Origin of the sequence: Chryseolinea sp. H1M3-3 (assembly GCF_029360725.1) — a bacterium.
Lineage (GTDB): Bacteria > Bacteroidota > Bacteroidia > Cytophagales > Cyclobacteriaceae > Chryseolinea.
Map to the genome: position 1 here is coordinate 218,600 of NZ_JARKMY010000001.1, position 21,424 is coordinate 240,023.

A 21,424-nucleotide genomic window follows, 5' to 3' on the forward strand; every position below is an offset into this window, starting at 1 on the left:
AGATTTATACGACTCCGAGGTCAGTATAAGTTTCCCAAAAGTTCTCAACCAGAGCCCATGAGAATTGCTATTGTCCTCAACACATCCTGGAATATTTATAATTTCCGGATGAACTTTATTCAAAGCTTATTGAAGCAAGGGTATGAAGTGCACACCATTGCTCCCGAAGATGCTTACACGCCATTGATACGTCAAGCTGGATGTACGCATCATAAAGTTAAGATGGATAGTCGTGGTGCAAACCCGATAAAAGATTCCGCACTTATTGTTGAGTTATACTCGATCTACCGGAAAGTTAAACCCGACGTAATCCTTCATTACACAATCAAGCCGAATGTTTATGGTACCATAGCAGCAGCGTTACTAGGGATACCCGTTATCAACAATGTCTGCGGTTTAGGTACAGTCTTCCTGAAAGATAATTTAGTATCCGCAATTGCGATCTTTCTCTATAGATTAAGTTTCAGATTTGCAAGCAAGGTTTTTTTTCAGAATCCAGATGATCAAAAGCTTTTCGTTGAAAAGAAATTAGTTCTTCCCAACGCAGTGGATACATTACCGGGTTCTGGTATAGACCTTACAAAGTTCCAACCCACTTCGTTCAAGCGTAACGAAAAATTCACCTTCTTATTAATTTCAAGGTTAATAACCGACAAAGGCGTTATAGAGTTTATAGATGCTGTAAAAAAACTGAAGTCCAACGGCGTCGATGCTCACTTTCAAGTATTGGGTGCAATGGACCCTTTACACAAGCGCGGCATTAAAGTCGATTTGATTGCCGAATGGATTAACACGGGAACCATTGAATACCTGGGTACAACAAACGACGTCCGGGAATTTATTAAAAATGCTGACTGTGTGGTACTCCCTTCTTACCGGGAAGGAACTCCCAGAACATTATTGGAGGCCGCCAGCTCCTCTAAGCCCATTATTGCAACAGATGTGCCCGGATGTAATAATGTTGTAGAGCACAACATTAACGGCTTCCTATGCAAACTCAAGGACGCAGATGACCTTGCAGATAAAATGAAAGCTATGGCGGCACTTTCTGATGAAAAATTACAGCAATTTGGTACAAATGGAAGGGCCAAGATGGAAGCCGAGTATGATGAATCTCTTGTTATTAATAAGTATCTTGCCGCTTTAGTTGAACTAAAGCAAGCCTCTTAACAAGAGCACAAAAAGACCCATGCAAATAAAGACTACAGGCTTCGAAGGCTTGATAGAAATTGTTCCTGTGATTTTTGAAGATAACAGGGGATGGTTTTATGAGTTTTATAAAGACGAAACTTTTCAAAAACATAACATTCACTATACCTTTCGTCAGGAAAATCAATCCTTCTCTAAAAAAGGCGTTGTTCGCGGACTTCACTTTCAGCATGCACCTTATGCGCAGGCTAAGCTTGTTACCGTGGTTTCTGGAAAAGTGCTGGATGTAGTTGTTGACCTTCGTCCTTCATCCAAAACTTTTAAGCAAATATATTATTGCCTGTTGGAGAGCAGTAAACGAAACATGCTTATGATTCCCGAAGGATTTGCACATGGCTTTGCAGCGCTTGAGGATTCCATTTTTTTTTATAAATGTTCAAATGTCTATAATAAACAATCTGAATCAGGAATTAGATGGAATGATCCGGAGTTAAATATTAATTGGGAGGTTAAAAATCCGATTGTGTCATCAAAGGATGAAGAACTCCCATTGTTGGCAGAACTCCTGGAGAATTCAGTACTATCATAAGATTGAATAATTTTTTAATACGTTGAAAAACATTTTTTGTAAGAACAGGATACTGTTACTTTTTTCATCTTTATTATTTTTTTCCTGCGGATATAAGCAAAATATTATGTTCCAGGTGCCCGAAGGTTATGCCCTCAAACAGCAAATTGATGCTGCAGAAAAAAATTATACCATCCAACGGTATGATTACCTGGAGGCAGATGTCTTTTCAAATAAGGGCGAAAAAATAATTGACTCTGAATTTAAGTCGGCTTCCGGACAGGGTGCACAACGTGCAGAAACGACGAAGCCAACTTATTTTGTCGATGCAAGTGGCGTTTCCAAATTTCCAATGATTGGGGAAGTGAAATTGGAAGGTCTAACCATCAGACAGGCTGAAGATGTATTACAACAGGCGTACGCTAAATTTTATACTGATGCTTATGTACTGCTTAAATATATCAACAAGCGCGTTATCGTTTTAGGTGCGCCTGGCGGACAAGTCATTCCTTTGACAAACGAAAACATTCACCTGGTCGAAGTACTTGCACTAGCCAAAGGGTTAAGTAATGATGCTAAATCGCAAAACATTCGAGTACTGCGCGGAGACCAGGTATTCGTTGCCGACTTGAGTACATTTGACGGATATCTAAAAAACAATCTGCTGATTCAGTCAGGAGATATCGTTTATGTAGAACCTATACGAAAGCCATTAACAGAAGGTGTACGTGATTATGCACCCATTCTTAGTATAGTAACAACATTAACAACTTTGATTGTCGTTTTGCTACGCGAATAATAATGACTGTGGAAGATCACAAGCAAATACAAGTTCAATCCAATGCTGTTGAGGGCATCGATTTTAATAAACTTAAAATTGCTGTCCGAAACAACTGGATGTGGATTGTTATTATATTTTTTGTTTTCAACTTCACAGCATATCTTTTTAATCGTTATACTAAAAATTTATACCAGTCGTCGTCGGATCTTAAATTAGATGTAAAACAAGAGGCGACGGAATTTGGTATCAAGAGTGCTATCGAAGATCAAAATTTAAATCTTATTTCAGGAGAAATAGAAATCATTCAGTCCCGCTTATTCCTTAGCCGGGTACTCGACTCAACTAAACTTGACATTAGCTATTACAGTATAGGAAGAGTGCTGAATGAAGAACTTTACCAAAGCCTTCCTTTTTTTGTTTCCTATAATTCAAACCCAAGGTCTCTATTAAATATTCCGCTATATTTTGAAGAAGAACGCAATAATGGATTTACATTAACGATTGGTAATAACGGTGAAGAAGTAAAGGGGACATACAACACCCCGGTAATCGCGCGAGGCGTTACACTTACCATTGTAAAAAACAAAAATTTTTCAAAGGGAGATGAGGTTGGTTATTTCTTCATTATCAACAGCCGCGATCTATTGCTGGATTATTTGTTAACCAATCTCACCGCAGAGCCGCTGAACTTTAATGCCAATACAATACGTATATCATTTAAAGATCACAACCCTTATAAAGCTCAGAACATTCTTCATAAGATTGATACATTATATCTTCAATATAGTAATGAACAAAAAAACCTTGCCAACAAACAAAAGATTGACTGGGTATCGAATGAACTCGTGGCTATTGAAACAAAAATGGAAGATTATGAAAATTATTTTGAAAACTTCACACTCCAAAATAAAACGAATAATCTAGATGACGATCTGAAAAAAACAGTATTAGCTATTAATAGAATTGATTCACAACGCTTCGAGTTATCCCAGAAGTCAAATGAACTTGATCAATTACTTACAAATTTAGAGAAAGAAAATTTTATTATTTCGCTTTCACAACAGCAAGCGCTACCTGCTTCTGTTTCCAGAAACATGGAAACGCTGGAGCAGCTTTACTTGGAAATGAATAAACTTAAACTTTCTCACAGCGAGATAACATTCGCGTTCCGGCAAAAGCAACAGGAGGTCGATGCACTGAGAGAAAAAATAATCAGCCAGTTATCGGAATTAAAAAATGCGACGGTTAAAAATCTTGAAGATGCCAATAAAAGAAAGCAAAGACTCGAATCTGAATTTGCAGGCATACCTGATAAAAGCACTCAGTTCTCAAAAAATTTGCGGTTTTATAAACTCTATGAACAATTCTATTTATCGTTGATGCAATCAAAATCTGAGTTTGAAATTGCCCAGGCAGGAAGCATTCAGGATTTTAAAATTCTTTCTCCTGCAACTTTTCCATCAGCGCCGATTTTTCCGAACAAATTGATGATTGGTGGAATTGGTTTTGTCCTAAGCATTGTTGCAAATCTTATTTTTATCGGACTACTATACCTGCTTAATAATAGAATCTCGGGAGTATCAGAGATTGAGAGGATAACAAATGTGCCGGTATTAGGTGTAGTCCCTTCATCGCGTTACGCAACGGACATCGGGCTTCATGTCATCGATCATCCAAAGTCAATGGTGAGTGAATCGATTAAAACCCTCCGGACGAACCTTGATTTCTTCAAAGTAAATTCCAATAAAAAAATTATTGCAGTGTCTTCAACGGTATCCGGCGAGGGTAAATCCTTTATAGCGATGAACCTGGGCGCGGTGATGGCCGTATCTAGCAAAAAAGTTATCTTACTTGACTTGGACATGAGGAAGCCCAAAATAAATCTTCCCACGGAAATCGGTGACAAATCAAAGGGAATGAGCACCGTATTGATAGGAAAAGACTCCTGGCAGGAATGTTTGGCCCGAACCGGTTTGACTAATTTTGATTATATACCGTCCGGGCCTCATCCTCCAAATCCGTCGGAGTTGTTGTTAAATGGTGAATTTAGCGGGCTTCTGGAGGAACTGAAAAAGACCTATGACTATATAATATTGGATACGCCTCCGGTTGGGCTAGTAACGGATGGTATAATGGCAATGAAGCAAGCTGATATTTCAATCTATATTTTTCGGGCAGATTATTCACGAAAAACCTTTGTTTATAATTTGCAGCGCATTATTAACATTAATAAATTTTCTAATATTACGACCGTGCTCAATGCTTTACCTTCCACCGGAGAACAGCGGTATGGTTATGGTTATTATGAAGAGCCCCAAAACAAAAATTGGTTTCAAAAGTTTATTAAGGCATAGTGTTTAATTGGTCAAAAAAGGAGACGAACAAAGTAGTCAACGCATTAACAGTTGACATACACTCACACCTTCTTCCGGGTCTGGATGATGGCGTTCAAACGTATGAAGAGTCGGAAGATATTATTCTGCATTTTCAAAAAATCGGATATAAAAAACTTATCACCTCTCCTCACGTGATGAGTGATACCTTTAGAAATACGACAGAACGAATTCTCGCCCGCCTGGCCAAACTTCAAACCTATTTAAAAAATCAGCAAGTAGACATGGAGATTCAAGCTGCTGCTGAATATTATCTTGACGAACAAGTATATAAAATGGTTGATGAGAATCAACGCATGTTAACCTTTGGAAAAAACTATCTACTTTTTGAAACGAATTTTTTGAATGAGCCTTTCAACATGAAAGATTTTATTTTCCTGGCAACTACAAAAGGCTACAGACCTATATTAGCACACCCTGAACGTTACGCTTATATTCAAAATAACCTCGACAAAGCAAAGGATTTGCTCGACCGTGGCGTACTTTTTCAAATCAATATAAGTTCAATTACAGGTCACTATTCGAAAATAGTTCAAACAACTGCGCAAAAATTAATTGACAAAGGGTGGGTTCACCTTCTCGGCAGTGACTGCCATCACTTTCAACATGTCAGGCTTGTTGAAGAAGCACAGCAAATGAAGTATTTTCAGAAAGCGCTTGCACTTCCTTTACTGAATAATTCCCTTTGACATTACGATTTTAGCACGTAGGTTTCGCGATTAATTATAACCAGGAACTTATGATTGCTGTAACCGGCGCAAACGGGCTGCTGGGAAGTTTCATTATCAGGAAGCTTATTGAGGAAAAAAGACCGTTTGTAGCGCTCAAACGCGAGGGCAGTGATATATCCCTGCTAAGCGACGTTGCAGAAAAAATCGAATGGCGTAATACTGATATTTTAAATCCACTGTCCCTAACTGAAGCGTTGACTGGTTGTACACATGTTATACATGCTGCTGCAATAGTTTCCTTTAATCCTTATCGGTCAAATGAAGTAATGGACATCAACGTCTATGGTACGCGTAATGTCGTTAATGCATGTCTTGAACATAAAGTTACGAAGCTGGTTCATATCAGTTCTGTGGCAGCACTAGGAAGACAAAAGGACCAGTCGGTCATTGACGAGAATAATAAGTGGGTGGATAACCCGATGAACAGTGTGTACGCTGTCTCAAAATACCGGGCGGAACTCGAAGTTTTTCGGGCCCAGGAAGAAGGATTGAGCACTGTAATTCTTAATCCTTCTGTAATTCTGGCAGCGGCTGATTGGAACCGAAGCAGCGCAAAACTTTTCAAATATGTGTGGGCGCAAAAACCTTTTTATATCGATGCACTTTTAAATTACGTCGATGTCAGAGACGTGGCTTCTTGTGCTGTTCAATTTTTGCAACCCGCTCATCAGGCCCAACGCTTTATTATTAACGCAGGAAACATTTCATTCAAGAATTTTTTCGAAAAAATAGCTGCTGATTTTGAGGTAAAACCGCCCTCAAAAAAACTCTCGAAGACAACTTTAAAACTGTTAGCGCGAATGGAGACCTTGAGGGCTTGGTTTACAAGAACAGAGCCACTGATTACAAGAGAAACAGCGCAATTGTCGGAAACTTGTTTTTTCTATGATAATAAAAAAATCAAAAAAATCCTAAATTTTGAATTTCAAACCATTGATAAAACGCTGGAATGGTGCTGTGACTACTATACGAAAAAATTCGATTCTAAAAAATAGTTCGAAAGCCTTAGCTTTACCCCAGATTTACCTATTTTAGGAAAACGATTTAGTGCATGTCGAAAGAATATCGCAAAAGAGAAGAAGGCAATGAGCTGATCAGAAGATTTGAAGATCATCTGAGGAAAAAGAAAGCAGAATTTTTTGATTTGGATGCCTACGAACAAATCATTGAGCACTACATGTTCCGTGGTAAGCATAATAAGGCACTGCAGGCTGTAAACCAGGCCATAAGTCAATATCCTTTTTCTATAGAGCTTATCACTATCAAAGCACAGATTTTATCAAACCTTGAAGAGTATAGCCAGGCACTTGAGTTATTAGATCAGGCGCATGCCCTTCAACCAAATGATCCGGAAATTTTTTTAACCAAGGGTTCAATTCTTTCGCTACAAGGAAAACATGCAGATGCTATTCAGAATTATGAACAAGCTTTGTTGTTAGCTGACGACAAAGATGAAGTTTATTATAGCATCGGTCTAGCTTACCAAAGCATGGAAGACTATCAAAATGCAATTGATGCATACAAGAAATCGATAGAGCTGAATATCAATCACGATGGTTCTTTGTACGAGCTCGCCTTTTGCCTTGATTTAACCGGTCAGTTGGAGAGCAGCATTGAATACTATCAAAAATTTATCGATGAAGATCCATACTCAACGGCCGCTTGGTACAATTTGGGTATCGTCTACAATAAACTTGAAAAATATCAGGAAGCACTTCAAGCTTACGACTATGCTATTACAATAGATGACACGTTTGCATCCGCACATTTCAACATAGGAAATACCTATATGAACATGGGTGAATACACAAAAGCTCTTGACGCTTTTCGAAAAACGGTGGAGATCGAAGGGCCGAGCCCCGAAGTGTATTGTTGCCTTGGTGCAGCGTATGAAAGTCTTGAGCAATATGAATTAGGTTTAAAATATTTTCAAAAGGCTGCTAAGTTGGATACCCTTTATGACGAGGCGTGGTTTGGTGCGGGTGCCTGTTTAGAAAAACAGGAGAAATGGTATCAGGCGCTGCACTTTTATAACAAAGCATTAAAGATAAATACTGAAAACGCTGAGTATTGGAAATCAGTTGCCCATGCTGAGTTTAAAGTTGGAAATACCATATCGAGTATAGATGCCTATGAGGAAGCTAGTAAACTTGATCCTTCTGATAAAGAAATCTGGCTTAATTGGTCGTTTATATTTTATGAACAAGGCGACTACACAAAAGCCATAGAAACGTTATCGCAGGGATTTGATGAAATTCCCAATGATGCAGAGTTCTTTTATCGCATGACAGTTTACCTCATTGAGGCCGGTCAATTTAAAGAAGCATTTAATTATCTGGAAAATGCATTAATTTTAGACTTTGATGGACATACTGCCTTGTTTGATTTCTTCCCAAAAATTGAAACCCAAAAGGCTTTGTATAAGATCATCGAACAGTTTAGAAAAGATAATAATTAATGAATTTCGATCTTAGTAATCTGCCTGAGCGTACAAGAAAGCCCAGACAATACGGTTTTACCATGGCCATGGATAAAGGCCTGAGCATTCGTGAGGCTGAAGATTTTGCAAGCACATCCGCAGACCATGTTGACATTGTAAAATTAGGATGGGCAACATCCTTTGTCACACCTAACCTTAAAGACAAGCTGAAAGTTTACAAAGAAGCTGGTATCCCAGTGTATTTTGGGGGAACGCTTTTTGAAGCGTTTGTCATTCGGAATCAATTTGAAGATTACCGTAAACTTCTTGACAAATACGACATGTCTTTTGCAGAGGTATCCGATGGTTCAATGGACATTGACCACGACAAAAAATGTGATTACATCACGAAACTTTCTGAGCAGGTGACAGTACTTTCAGAGGTAGGCTCGAAAGACGCCGACAAAATTATTCCGCCGTATATGTGGATAGAACTGATGCAGAAAGAGCTAGAAGCCGGTGCATGGAAAGTTATAGGTGAAGCTAGAGAAGGAGGAAATGTTGGGCTATTCCGTTCCACGGGGGAAGTTCGCTCTGGTTTAGTTCAGGAAATCCTAACAAAGATTCCGTTTGAAAAAATTATCTGGGAAGCGCCACAAAAAGCGCAGCAAGTATGGTTTATTAAGTTGCTTGGCGCCAATGTCAATCTAGGTAATATCGCTCCGGAAGAGGTAATTCCCTTGGAGACAATCAGGTTGGGTTTACGTGGTGATACGTTTCTCCACTTTTTAGGCATCGAAAGAAAAAACACAAATACGGCACCTCCATTTGAGATTGATTAAGCACACGCCATTTTGAGAAAGAAACAAGACTATATTTTCTTGTATGTCAAAGGTATTTGTATGGGGGCGGCAGAAGTTATACCGGGCGTATCAGGTAGTACCGCAGCACTTTTAACAGGTATTTATGAAGAATTGATCAGCTCGCTAAATTCCATTAACCGCGAGTCCATCAAACTTCTCGTGAATAAGAAATTCAATGAATTTTGGAAACTCATCAATGGTAATTTCTTGCTCACCGTACTCGCCGGAATTTTAACAAGTTTTTTAACCATCGCTAGAGTTATCCTTTACGGGCTGAAGCACAATCCCATTCTTATTGGTGCTTTTTTCTTTAGTCTTATTATCATGGCGGCACCTCTTGTTATGCGAGAGGAAATCAAAAAATGGGACAGCGTAGCCATTATTGGTTTTCTAGCTGCAATCATCATAGCGTACGCGCTTTCATTTCTGCCACCGTTTCAAACACCAAGGTCATTATGGATGTTGTTTTTTATGGGATCACTGGCAGGTGCCATAGCATTTATTCCAGGGATATCCTTTACCTTTATTCTAATAGCCTTGGGACAGTTTGGATTCCTTACATCTGCCTTTGCTGAGTTTAATATTACGGTAATTCTGATATTTGCAACGGGATTTGTTTCAGGGCTTATTGGAGTTTCAAAACTTTTGAGTCGTTTCTTTACTAAATTCCGGCGAGTTACCATAGCCATTTTAACCGGAGTTATGTTAGGATTTTTAAATAAAGTATGGCCATGGAGAGAAGTGTTGGAATTTGTAACGAACAGAAAAGGCGAGCAGGTGCCAGCATTTGACAGAAGTATTCTACCTTGGAATTATTTTGAAACCACCGGAAAAGACCCTCAGCTTTTTCAGGCGATATTAATGATGGCGCTTGGAGTTTTTATTGTGATTTTAATAGAAAAGATTGCCTCACGGCGTAAAACAACATTCTGAACATGGAAAAAGTATTTGGACTAATCGGTGCAACTGTTAGTCACTCCTTCTCAAAATCGTATTTTGATGAAAAGTTTTTTAGGGAAGGTCTTCGGGATTACCATTACGAATTGTTCCCTCTTAAAAGTATAACAGACATTGAAACGCTGCTTAAAGATACCAAAGGACTTACTGGACTTAATGTGACCATTCCTTACAAAGAACAGGTAATAAAATATCTGGATGAAGTCGATGGTTTTGCAAAAAAAATTGGCGCTGTCAATGTCATCAAAATTAAAGATGGTAAGCTTAAAGGGTATAACACCGACTCCGAAGCTTTCCTCGAAACAATTGAAAAATGGCTTCCAAAGAATAAAAAATTTAAAGCACTCATCCTCGGTACTGGCGGATCCTCTAAAGCCGTGCAGGAAGCCTTAAAAAAATTAAAGATCGAATACAATCTTGTTTCTCGCGAAGCAAAAAAAGGAATTCTTACTTACGAGTATTTAGAAAAGCATCCGAAGATAATTAGCGAATCGCATCTTATCATCAACACCACGCCTCTCGGTATGAGTCCCAATACGGAGACTATGCCCGCCATTGATTTCGAACAAATTGGACCCGAGCATTATGTTTACGATTTGATCTACAATCCGGCCAGAACCATGTTTTTGCAAAAAGCAGAAATGCGTAGCGCTACCATAAAAAATGGATTGGAGATGCTACACGTTCAGGCGGAAAAATCGTGGTTGATTTGGAATAACTAAGCTCAGGTTTTTCAAAGTTTAACTTGGGTGCGGCCCACCGATGATCTTGAATCTTTTCATTATTATTTAGAGCCTCTCCAACAATCTTGATGAGTTTTGCGTAATGCATCTTAATAAGATAACGCTTGCGTGTACCACATAGTATTCAGTAGATATATCGGCGATCACCAAGCAATGCCTTTTGAAAGTGAACTTTTTTCACTCACTCAACATTATTAACTATCCGGCGCAGGCAATCAGGTTTACGAAGAGGGAAGATGGAATTGAATGATAAAACTAAAAATGTTCGTTTCTTAATTATCAAAAGTGTGATCCATATTATCAAAAGAGTGATCCATGGAATTTAAACTCACAAGTCAATACGAACCAACGGGAGATCAGCCGGAGGCTATTCGCCAACTCACAAAAGGTGTCGAAGAAGGAGAACCTCATCAAACACTATTAGGGGTTACGGGGTCTGGAAAGACATTCACCATGGCAAATGTTATTGCGCGTACGAATCGGCCTACCCTTGTATTGAGTCATAACAAAACACTTGCTGCTCAGTTGTATGGTGAGTTCAAACAGTTCTTTCCTGAGAATGCTGTTGAATACTTTATTTCATACTATGACTATTACCAGCCTGAGGCATTCATTCCTTCGTCTAATCTGTATATTGAAAAGGATCTTTCCATCAATGAAGAAATTGAAAAACTTCGATTAAGTGCCACCTCTTCCCTACTGACTGGTCGGCGCGATGTAATTGTTGTTGCTTCTGTTTCCTGTATATATGGAATTGGAAATCCGGAAGAATTCGGAAAGAACGTGATTAAACTAAAAGTGGGAGAAGTTGTCTCCAGAAACAAACTTTTGTTTGCGTTAGTTGACATACTTTACAATCGAACTGAATTGGATTTCAAACGCGGAACATTTCGGGTAAAGGGTGATACGGTTGACATTTTTCTAGCTTATGCTGATTACGCAGTCCGCATTTATTTTTGGGGCGATGAAATTGAATCGATCCAACGAATCGACCCGGTAAGCGGAAAAAAAATATCGGACGAAACGGTAGTGACAATTTTCCCAGCGAATCTTTTCGTCACGGGAAAATCAACACTCCATCAAGCCATTCGGGAAATTCAGGATGATATGGTAGCGCAAGTCGGCATGTTTGAACATGAACGCCGGCACCTGGAAGCCAAACGCTTGAAAGAAAGAACAGAATTTGATCTGGAGATGATGCGTGAACTTGGATACTGCTCGGGTGTTGAAAATTATTCGCGTTATTTTGACCGGCGGAAACCAGGTGATCGCCCCTTCTGTCTAATTGACTACTTCCCGGATGATTTTCTTTTAGTTGTAGATGAAAGCCATGTAACGATACCCCAGGTAAGAGCGATGTGGGGTGGCGACCGCTCGCGAAAAGTCAATTTAGTAGACTATGGATTTCGTCTACCCTCTGCGTTAGACAATCGCCCTTTAACGTTTAATGAATTTGAGACCTTGGTGAATCAGGCGATTTATGTCAGTGCTACACCGTCGGAATACGAGCTTCGAAAATCCGAAGGCGTGGTAGTTGAACAGATCATCCGGCCCACCGGACTACTCGATCCTGAAATCGATGTTCGTCCCAGCAAGAATCAAATTGACGACTTATTGGAGGAGATTGACGAACGAGTAAAAAAGAATGAACGGGTTTTGGTTACGACATTAACAAAACGCATGGCGGAAGAACTAACCAAGTACATGGATCGCGTAGGAATTAAATGCCGTTACATACACTCGGAGGTTGCGACCCTTGACCGTGTCGAAATACTTCGTGAATTACGACTAGGTATTTTTGATGTATTGGTAGGGGTAAATCTATTGAGAGAAGGTCTTGATCTGCCGGAAGTCTCCCTTGTCGCGATCCTGGATGCGGATAAGGAAGGTTTTCTTAGAAATCAACGGTCGCTGGTACAAACCATCGGCCGGGCCGCACGCAATGAGAATGGCCGCGTGATCATGTATGCGGATACTATTACCGAATCCATGCAAACCGCTATCGATGAAACTAACCGCCGCAGAAAGATTCAGATGGACTATAACCTAGCGCACGGAATCGTTCCAAGAACGATATTGAAGTCAAAGGATGCTATTATGGTTCAAACGAAAGTCGCCGACTCTAAAAAATCAGTTAAAAACTATTACGTTGAAAGTGAAGAAACTACTTTAGCAGCAGATCCCGTTGTAGCATATCTCTCTAAAGAAGAACTGGTGAAAATGGCTGATCGTACGAGAAAGGCTATGGAAAAAGCCGCGAAAGAGCTTGAATTTATGGAAGCTGCCAAACTTCGTGACGAGTATATGGCGCTTCAAAAGATGATAGAGGCAAGATAATTTCGTTTTACTTCACTTGACATTTTGATGATTAAAAACGAAAACCAAGAATCAACGATAGCATATTCTCTGATAAGGGCAGAATTTACAAAGTTCAAGATCTGGTGTTTGATCAAAAGGCACAGCCGGATTGTAAAGATCTTCTACCAATGTTTTTAAGTGTTGACTAAACTCGGGAAGAAGTGGTTCAACATCTTCCACGAAATTTTTCCCAACCTTTAATCCGAATTTAAAATTCTTATCAAACAGGTTCATCCTGTTGATCAGGCCGGGTACAATTTTGTACGAAGTCTGCGAAGTGTTTGACTTGTATAGCAGGGCATAAAGCAGTGTTTGAAATGCTGCCTTATTTCGTTTTGCATCACGGCTAAACAGCGACGCTATGCTCGTAAAATCAAGTTTATCTTTACCGGTTTTATAATCAATGACGCGAATTAAATTATCCTTTCGATCGACCCTGTCGATTTTTCCGCTGATCAAAGCTGTTCCCGGATATTGGTCGATCGATACCTTATAATCCAAGCCACCTTGCTCGAGGATTTCAATATCAAAGGGTGCATAAGCTTTGTCCAAATCGAGAATGCGATGCGCGAAACGCTTGACAACTTCACGCACAACCAATCGTTGTCCTTCATATTCCACTGGTTGGCCCGGCGCAAGTTGATAAGCCTTAATAAATACCTGATCAATAAGACTGTCAACTACAACTTCGGCGTTGTCAAAATCTTTTGCTTCAATGCGCTGCTTATTTTTCTTTTTCTGAATGTTATAATAAAAGCGCTCCATAACTTCATGCAAGAAATTTCCCAACACCCGGGCGTCAAGATCTTCTTCAACTTCATCAGGCTCTCTTACTTTAGCTACATGCCTGAGATAAAACCGAAGCCTGCATTCAATGTATGTGTTTAGCGCAGAAGGTGAAATACCTTTGAATCTTCCGTTGCCTTCGCTTAGTTTCACCAGTGCCTCAATTACCTGAGGGTCCTTTTGGACAACAATCGGGTTGACAATACTGGGTTGGATCGGATCGTGAAGTATTCTTCTTTCAATGGTCAGGCCGCTTTCATACATGAGTTGTTTTAAATAACGGCTGCTTTCACCCTGCCCCAATACATCTGTTTCAGTGTTGTAAAATAAAAAAACATTTTCTGCACGTTGCAACATCCTATAAAACAGATAAGCATACATCGCATCCTGGTGTTCGGCAGTAGGCATACCGTAAGCTTTCCTGATGCTAAAAGGTATGTATGAACTTTTGTTCGTAAAAGATGGAAATGACCCTTCGTTCAAAGAAAGGATAAATACATTTTTAAAATCCAGATTTCTTGTCTCCAAGACGCCCATCACCTGCAAACCTTTTAACGGCTCGCCATTAAATGGAATGCGATGAGACTGAACTAACTGTCTGAATAGGCGCAGAAATGCCCTTAAAGAAGTATTGAATGCTTTCGTTTGTTGTTTTATTGTTGTCTTCGAATGATCGTCGGCCGTTGGAATACGATAAGCATCTCCCATGATATCCTCCATCCGGTTAAGAAGCTTTATAAAATGAAGAATGTATTCTTTATCAAAATCGTTAATTGACTTGAGCGCGCCGATTTCAGTAATAATAGACCGTAAATACGAAAGAATGCTACCCTCCACCGTTATAAAAACCAACCGATGCAAGGGTGTTTCTGAGGCCAGGTATCCGGATGGTATGTACACCCAGTTTCTACTTAATATTTCTTTTCGTTTAGCATTGGAAACGCCCGGATTTTCTGCAATGAAATAAGAGTGACCCATTAACGCCAACACTTGCCTATGGTTGAAATCGCTGCTGTTCCTGTTGATCTGCAATTCAATCAATAGTTCTATCAAATTAAAAACTGGCGTTGCACCAATGGGAAACCCCATGGTAACATTCAGTTTTTCTACACATCCAGAGACGCTATGTAGAACAGGAAGTAAAAGATTTTCGTCGGGCAAAACGATAATGGTGTCTTCCGGATTGGTGCCTTTTTCAAATTCTTCCTGCAGAACCTGCGCCATAACCTTTGTTTGGCCCACGGGTTGTGCCGCACCAAAAACCCGAAGTAATTTGTCACCAAATTTCTTTTGTTGTGCGATTCCCATCGCGCCTTTTTCCTGGGACCCGAAACTAAAATTAGATGGAATATCCTGGGGAAATGTTTTTCCAAAATACGGATGGTCCTGATATTCTCTAAAAAATTTCCCAGCTTCTTGCGTATTGTTATTAACATAATACTCATCAACATCCCAATACACTTCCGATATTCCTTGCTGGATATGATAACTAATTATCTTTTCTTCGGCTTTGGTAAGGGCGTTAAAGCCGGCAAAAATAACGGGGTGGCTATACCCCTTCAACACCTCTTCAATTTTTACGGCTACGCTTCGCTGCAGCATACCTTCGTAAGCGATTCCTTCCAGAAGAAGTTTATTAACATAGGTTTCATAAAGCAAATGAAGCTTATTCCATACATTTAAAAACTTCTTTTTGTTCTCTGTTAGATTATCCTCAAACGTTCCCCAAAAGCTTGTGAGAAATTTGCGTTGTTCTTCGGTGAGATAATCAAAACTGGAATCAAGTTCCTTTTGGTGACGAAGGTCCTTGAACAACAAACCAACCTCTACCAAATACTTATCAGCCTCGTCAAAATCTCTCAGTAACATTTCTCCCCAAAAATAAAACTGGTGAAATGGCTCTGGTGCGGTAGATTTCTGTGCTTGCAAGACTGTCGTATTGTACACATCATAGAGACGATGAATGAGCTCCAGTTTGTCTGGAATTTTCAAGGCCGAAAGGCTCGTCAGATAATCTTCGATAGTCACCAACTTAGGTGCAAAGGTTGGTTTGTTGAGTAAGGCACTTAAGTGTTTTCTGAAATAAAGAATAGCTCTCCTGTTTGGAAATACAATCGTGAGTTTATCGAATGATCGATACTTCGTATAAATGGTCTGTGCTAGTTCGGCGAGAAAAGGCTTCATTTAAATGAATGCGGGCTAATTCTTCAAATAATAAATTGTAAAATAGTCAACCTAACTGGTAAACCCGCAGTGGCATAAAAAAATTCTAACGGAACGTTAAAGGTCCAAAAATACAAATGCCGAACGGTTAAGTTCGGCATTTATACTCTTCGCGCCATTTGCTGAGCTTAATTGCAAATAAAAAATAGGCGCCTCATCACTTTAAAAATTGGCATTCCAGCACCGGCAAAAAATTATTTACCACCAACAACCACTACGAATGGAGTAAACACCAGTCGTGCTAAAAATGCCATGCCTTTTAGATCAATGAACTGTTTTGAAATTGTTCCTTAATCTGAATATTAGTCAACATTGTCATGCAAAAACTTATTGTTGCCCAATATATTATTATCATCATTTAAATTGTACTTCGAAATAAAAGACTGGGATGAATGCGGAACATCCTGCATGTTAACACCTCGGCGCAGGTAGGCAGGCAATGCCCACTTCTCATTAAATTCTTCTTTCGTCATTTCATGCTTCCGCGTTTGCTTAAGGGTTTCTTTTCTGAGTTCCGCTTGTTGTTGCAAACGTTGTTTCGTAGAGCGTAATTCCATCATGCCCTCATCGTTTACGACCTGATCACCGTATCTTTCAGTGACGTTATCAAAATCATCATCGTTGAGCAGGCTGTCCTCACCTTCATCTTCTTCATTAACAGGCTCCTCAACTTTGTTGAACGGTCCGGCGAATATCATCTCACGCTCCACTGGTTTCTCTTCCTTTACTTCCGGTTTGACTTCCGGTTTGATTTCAGGTTTTACCTCAACTTTCCTTCTAACCTCCAGGTCATTATTTTCATTGACTGAGTTATCTGGTGTAAAAAGCCATCCCTGAGAACGATCCAGGTCATGCACTTTTTTTTCCTGAACGCGAGGCATCACCTGAGACTCACTTTGAAAGCCGGTAGCGATGACCGTCACTCGTATACGATCTCCTAAGTCGGGATCGACGCCATGACCAAAAATCATTTCGGCATCATCGCCTGCTTCATCCTGAATGTATTGCGTGATTTCTGAAAGTTCATCCATCTGTAGTTCTGCTTCTTCTCCAGAGATAATCGAGAGCAATATTCTTTTAGCCCCCATAATATCACGATTGTCAAGCAATGGTGAAGCAAGTGCTCCTTCAGCAGCTTTACGTGCGCGATTTTCGCCGCGTGTTTCCGCAGAGCCCATTACAGCCGCGCCTGCGTTGTGCATTACCGTACGAACATCCTGGAAGTCAACGTTAACATATCCGGCAAGCGTAATGATTTCTGCTATGCCTTTCGCCGCAGTTGTTAATATATTGTCCGCTTGGGCAAATGCCTGACCTATCGAAAGGTTTCCAAAAATCTCACGAAGTTTGTCGTTCAGAATCACGATTACTGTATCGCAATTTTGGCGAAGTGATTCCAGTCCAAGATTTGCCTGACCCATTTTTTTCTTTCCTTCAAAAGAAAATGGCGCCGTCACAATACCCACAGTGAGGATATCCATGTCCTTGGCAATTTTAGCAATTACGGGAGCTGCTCCAGTTCCTGTTCCGCCGCCCATCCCGGCCGTTACGAAAAGCATTTTTGTACCAACCAGCATTTCCCGGATCTGTTCTTTACTTTCCAGTGCTGCATTCTTTCCAACTTCAGGATTAGCACCACAACCAAGACCTTCCGTAAGGTTTGCGCCAATTTGAAGTTTATGCGGAATCGGGCTATTGCTTAGCGCCTGATTATCGGTGTTACATACAATAAACTCAACATCTTTAATGCCTTGTTTATACATGTGGTTTACTGCATTGCTTCCTCCCCCACCTACTCCGATCACCTTGATGATGGATTGAAGGTTATTAGCTTTGGGGATCTCAAATTTGTAGGATCCAGTTTCAAACATGATTATTCTTTTTTTTAGTGGTTGTTTTAATGGTTAATCTAAACTCTCCGAATATTTAGAACCAGAAAGTTTTTTGTCTCAATACTCATTCTTTCCATCCAAATCGTCAATCAGCAAACTTTTGGTTTTATTCAAAATTTCGTTGAAGAAATTTTTGGAGGCTCCGACAGGCTTCTTCACTTTCGTAGCTCTTACCATTTCGCGAGCTTCTTTGTAGCGATCTTCTCTTTCATCGAGAGAGCGAAAACCCGCAAGAACTAAACCGACAGCAGTAGCATACATCGGACTTTTTACCGATTCGATTTTACTCTTGCCAAGATGTTCGTTAGGGTACCCGATACGTGTATCCATACCAGTCATATATTCGACTAATTGCTTGAGATTGCTCAACTGAGCACCTCCACCGGTGATGACAATACCGCCAGCCAATCTGTTCTCGAATCCGGAACTGATTATTTCAGCGTGTGCCATCTCTATGACTTCTTCCATTCTTGCCTGTATGATGTTAGAAAGATTTTTTACAGAGATTTCCTTTGCAGCTCTGTTTCGAATACCCGGAATTGAAACAATTTCATTCGGGCTTGCTTCTTCCGCAATAGCCTTTCCAAAACGGGTTTTCAATTGTTCAGCCTGTTGGGGTAGAACCATCAAACCTTGTTTGATGTCATTAGTAACAATGTTACCGCCAAAGGGAATCACCGCCGTGTGACGAATAATGTTGTCGTAAAAAATGGCAATATCTGTTGTGCCTCCTCCGATGTCTATCAAACAAACACCGGCCTCTTTCTCTTCGTCATTTAGTACGGCCAGGCTAGAGGCCAACGGTTCAAGAATAAGATCCTGAATTTCAAGACCACCGCGGCGGACGCATTTGTTTACATTATTGATTGCATTTGTTTGGGCCGTGATGATGTGAAAGTCGGCTTCCAATCGTACACCAGACATTCCCACGGGTTCCTTAATTCCATCTTCATAGTCAACCATGTAATCCTGAGGCATGACGTGAATGATCTGGCTGCCGGGAGGAACAACCATGCGATACATATCCTGTGTAAGACGCTCTACGTCGTCAATTGTAATTTCGTCTTCTTTAGAAGTACGTGTAATGCCACCGTGTTGAATGAAGCTTCGTATGTGCTGACCTGCAATCCCCACATTTACTACAGCAATGTCAATACCCGCTTGATCGCCAGCTTCACGTATAGCTTTCTCAATTGCATATACGGTTTTATCAATATTGAATACAATTCCTTTTACGACACCTTCCGATTCGGCTTTACCCATTCCGAGTACTTCTAATTTGCCAAATTCATTTTTACGGCCGACAATCACACAGATTTTTGTAGTACCTATGTCCAGTCCGACTACTATTTTTTCGTGTTCCATGGTTGTGATGAGATTATTAGTGGTTTCTTAAATGTTTTATTCGGTTACAATCTGACCTTCATATTCTAAGTTGACCCGGTTGTATTTATTCCATCCGGTGCGGGGAAGAATTTCTTTATAGAAGATCATAAGCTTCTTAAATTTAACTTCCATATCATCAGGCTTTCCAAATTCAATTTTCTCATCTCCAACTTGCGGAAATATTGTGATCCGTGATTTGCTGTCAATATCCAACTGGGCGATCTGTGCATTCCAAAATTCATCCTCACGTATCCTGTTAATGAGAGCCATGATTTTTTGAGTTTCCTCTTTATCATGCATATTGTTTTGTTTCAGTATCTGAGAAATATAATTGCCACTGACCAAAACGACGCGTGATGTAAACTTGTCGGACACGGGCATGATGGTTCCGTCCTCTGCGATATATCCATCGGGCCCGTCATTTCTGACAATACGCGCAACGGGTCTGCGTAACTCAGCGCGCACGACCAAATTTCCTTTAAGATCACTGTACAGATCCGCCTTTTTAATAAAGGGTTGTTTTTTAATCTTACTTTCAATTCCCTTAAGATTCACGCGATCAACACTTGTACCGGCTAAGTTTTCTTTTTTTAGCTGCATGAGATCGAGAATGTCCGACTCATCTAAGAAATGATTCTCCTGGACGTTATCTATTTTAATAGTGATATCCTTAATTGACACATCACCCTGCTTTCTTTCCGTAAATGAAATAATAACCACTACAATCAACAGAGCAGCAATAATTTTAAGCTCACGACGCAGGTTAAACTTAAATTTAAACTTCATACTTCTTGTTTAACATCTTTCTAATGGGTTCTACAAATGTATCAATATCGCCTGCCCCCACCGTTACAATCACATCCACTTCCACACCTTCAAGCTTCTTCATCAAGTCTTCTTTTCCACAGCGTACTTTGACGGGACTGGTAATTTTTTCCATCAACATGTCGGAGTCCACACCGGGTATGGGTAATTCTCTGGCCGGATAAATGTCCATGAGAAACAGCTCATCAGCCAAGCTTAAGCTTTTGGAAAATCCTTCAGCAAAATCTCGTGTACGGGAATATAAGTGCGGCTGAAAAATAACCGTTAGTTTTCGTCCTGGGTACAATGATTTCATTGACCTTAGGAAAGCTTCAATTTCAGTGGGATGATGTGCATAGTCATCCACATACACGATGCGTTTTCCTTTTACGATATACTCAAATCTTCTCTTCACCCCTTTGAATGATTCGAGTGCCTGTCGAATAGTTTTGGTAGAAACACCACATAGAGCCGCCGCAATTGATGCTGCAATTGCATTCTCGATGTTATGAAAACCAGGTACACCAAGCCTTACGTGCTCTACCGTTTTGAAGCCTTGCAGGTCAAACTCAAAAAATCCACCCTTCGCCGTAATGTTGCTGGCAAAAAACTGTCCACGACTCATGCTATAATTCTTCTTGCTAACATGATCGGCATCACTTGAAAGTTTTTCAGCAATTGACTCGTGAATAATTAACTCTCCACCCTTATTAATTTGCCCGATAAAATCCTTGAATGATTGGACCAGGCTCTCGTGGTCGCCATAAATATCCAGGTGATCGGCGTCCGCAGATGTCACAACCGCGATCTGCGGATATAATCTAAGAAAGGAACGATCAAACTCATCAGCTTCAACAACCACGAGCGTATCGTTTGATATTTCCCCATGCATTACCAGGTTAGAATTATAATTAGTAGTAATACCACCTAGAAATCCAACCATGCTTTTTCCAGCAACCTTCAGAATATGCGCAATCATGGAAGAAGTGGTGGTTTTTCCATGCGTGCCAGCAACAGCGACCGTTTTATATCCCTTGGTTATTAAGCCAAGAACTTCGGAACGCTTGAGAATCGTATATTCGTTATCCTTCAAGTAGTTATATTCCGCATGGTTCTTAGGAATAGCCGGAGTAAAAATCACAAGTGTTTTATCCTTTTGCTCGATAACCTCTTTAGGAATGTTATTTACGTTATCTTCAAAATGGATAACCATTCCTTCTTTTTGCAGATCACTGGTCAACGTGGTTACTGTACGGTCATACCCGGAAACATTTAATCCTTTTTTCAGGAACCAGCGTCCCAAGGCGCTCATCCCGATTCCGCCGATGCCTAAAAAATAAATATTATGGTAATCCTCTAACTTCACTTTAT

The 21,424-nt window shown here is 40.1% G+C and carries 16 protein-coding genes; 11 read left to right on the top strand and 5 right to left on the bottom strand.

The window, feature by feature from the left end:
• Positions 1–57 precede the first annotated feature (57 nt).
• From P2W71_RS00860 to uvrB, 11 genes are all read left to right on the top strand, one after another.
• On the top strand, positions 58–1,170 hold the full coding sequence (locus P2W71_RS00860; RefSeq protein WP_276365777.1) for a glycosyltransferase family 4 protein: 1,113 nt from the start codon (positions 58–60) through the stop codon (positions 1,168–1,170).
• Positions 1,171–1,189: 19 nt separating this feature from the next.
• Positions 1,190–1,738 (top strand): dTDP-4-dehydrorhamnose 3,5-epimerase, encoded by a 549-nt coding sequence (gene rfbC, locus P2W71_RS00865; RefSeq protein ID WP_276365779.1) that lies wholly within the window; start codon positions 1,190–1,192, stop codon positions 1,736–1,738.
• Between the two features lie 106 nt (positions 1,739–1,844).
• Positions 1,845–2,516, top strand: coding sequence for a polysaccharide biosynthesis/export family protein (locus P2W71_RS00870; RefSeq protein ID WP_276365782.1), 672 nt, complete (start codon positions 1,845–1,847; stop codon positions 2,514–2,516).
• 8 nt (positions 2,517–2,524) lie between these two features.
• Positions 2,525–4,852: a polysaccharide biosynthesis tyrosine autokinase gene (locus P2W71_RS00875; protein ID WP_276365784.1), complete on the top strand. Its 2,328-nt coding sequence runs from the start codon at positions 2,525–2,527 to the stop codon at positions 4,850–4,852.
• Complete coding sequence (locus tag P2W71_RS00880; RefSeq protein WP_276365786.1) at positions 4,852–5,580, top strand: CpsB/CapC family capsule biosynthesis tyrosine phosphatase; 729 nt, start codon at positions 4,852–4,854, stop codon at positions 5,578–5,580. The genes P2W71_RS00875 and P2W71_RS00880 overlap by 1 nt, the downstream gene beginning before the upstream one ends.
• A 50-nt stretch (positions 5,581–5,630) precedes the next feature.
• Positions 5,631–6,617, top strand: a complete 987-nt coding sequence (locus P2W71_RS00885) for an NAD-dependent epimerase/dehydratase family protein (RefSeq protein WP_276365789.1) — start codon at positions 5,631–5,633, stop codon at positions 6,615–6,617.
• Between the two features lie 56 nt (positions 6,618–6,673).
• The gene (locus P2W71_RS00890; protein WP_276365791.1) at positions 6,674–8,080 is read left to right on the top strand and encodes a tetratricopeptide repeat protein; all 1,407 of its coding nucleotides are present in this window, start codon (positions 6,674–6,676) and stop codon (positions 8,078–8,080) included.
• Positions 8,080–8,883, top strand: coding sequence for a phosphosulfolactate synthase (locus tag P2W71_RS00895; protein WP_276365794.1), 804 nt, complete (start codon positions 8,080–8,082; stop codon positions 8,881–8,883). Before P2W71_RS00890 ends, P2W71_RS00895 begins: the two co-directional genes overlap by 1 nt.
• Positions 8,884–8,895: 12 nt before the next feature.
• Positions 8,896–9,837, top strand: a complete 942-nt coding sequence (locus tag P2W71_RS00900; protein WP_276365798.1) for a DUF368 domain-containing protein — start codon at positions 8,896–8,898, stop codon at positions 9,835–9,837.
• A gap of 2 nt (positions 9,838–9,839) precedes the next feature.
• The gene (locus tag P2W71_RS00905) at positions 9,840–10,583 is read left to right on the top strand and encodes a shikimate dehydrogenase (RefSeq protein WP_276365801.1); all 744 of its coding nucleotides are present in this window, start codon (positions 9,840–9,842) and stop codon (positions 10,581–10,583) included.
• Between the two features lie 336 nt (positions 10,584–10,919).
• Complete coding sequence (gene uvrB, locus P2W71_RS00910) at positions 10,920–12,941, top strand: excinuclease ABC subunit UvrB (RefSeq protein WP_276365804.1); 2,022 nt, start codon at positions 10,920–10,922, stop codon at positions 12,939–12,941.
• 51 nt (positions 12,942–12,992) lie between these two features.
• On the opposite strand, the gene P2W71_RS00915 is transcribed toward uvrB, so the two are convergent.
• The 5 genes from P2W71_RS00915 to murC form a co-directional block, all read right to left on the bottom strand.
• Positions 12,993–15,932, bottom strand: coding sequence for a PD-(D/E)XK nuclease family protein (locus P2W71_RS00915; RefSeq protein WP_276365807.1), 2,940 nt, complete (start codon positions 15,930–15,932; stop codon positions 12,993–12,995).
• 341 nt (positions 15,933–16,273) lie between these two features.
• Positions 16,274–17,842 (bottom strand): cell division protein FtsZ, encoded by a 1,569-nt coding sequence (gene ftsZ / locus P2W71_RS00920; RefSeq protein ID WP_276365810.1) that lies wholly within the window; start codon positions 17,840–17,842, stop codon positions 16,274–16,276.
• A gap of 78 nt (positions 17,843–17,920) precedes the next feature.
• Positions 17,921–19,228 carry a cell division protein FtsA gene (gene ftsA / locus P2W71_RS00925; RefSeq protein WP_276365813.1) on the bottom strand — a complete coding sequence of 436 codons (1,308 nt, stop codon included), beginning with the start codon at positions 19,226–19,228 and terminating at the stop codon, positions 17,921–17,923.
• 36 nt (positions 19,229–19,264) lie between these two features.
• On the bottom strand, positions 19,265–20,035 hold the full coding sequence (locus P2W71_RS00930; RefSeq protein WP_276365816.1) for a cell division protein FtsQ: 771 nt from the start codon (positions 20,033–20,035) through the stop codon (positions 19,265–19,267).
• Positions 20,025–21,419 (bottom strand): UDP-N-acetylmuramate--L-alanine ligase, encoded by a 1,395-nt coding sequence (murC, locus tag P2W71_RS00935; protein WP_276365821.1) that lies wholly within the window; start codon positions 21,417–21,419, stop codon positions 20,025–20,027. Before murC ends, P2W71_RS00930 begins: the two co-directional genes overlap by 11 nt.
• Positions 21,420–21,424 lie beyond the last annotated feature (5 nt).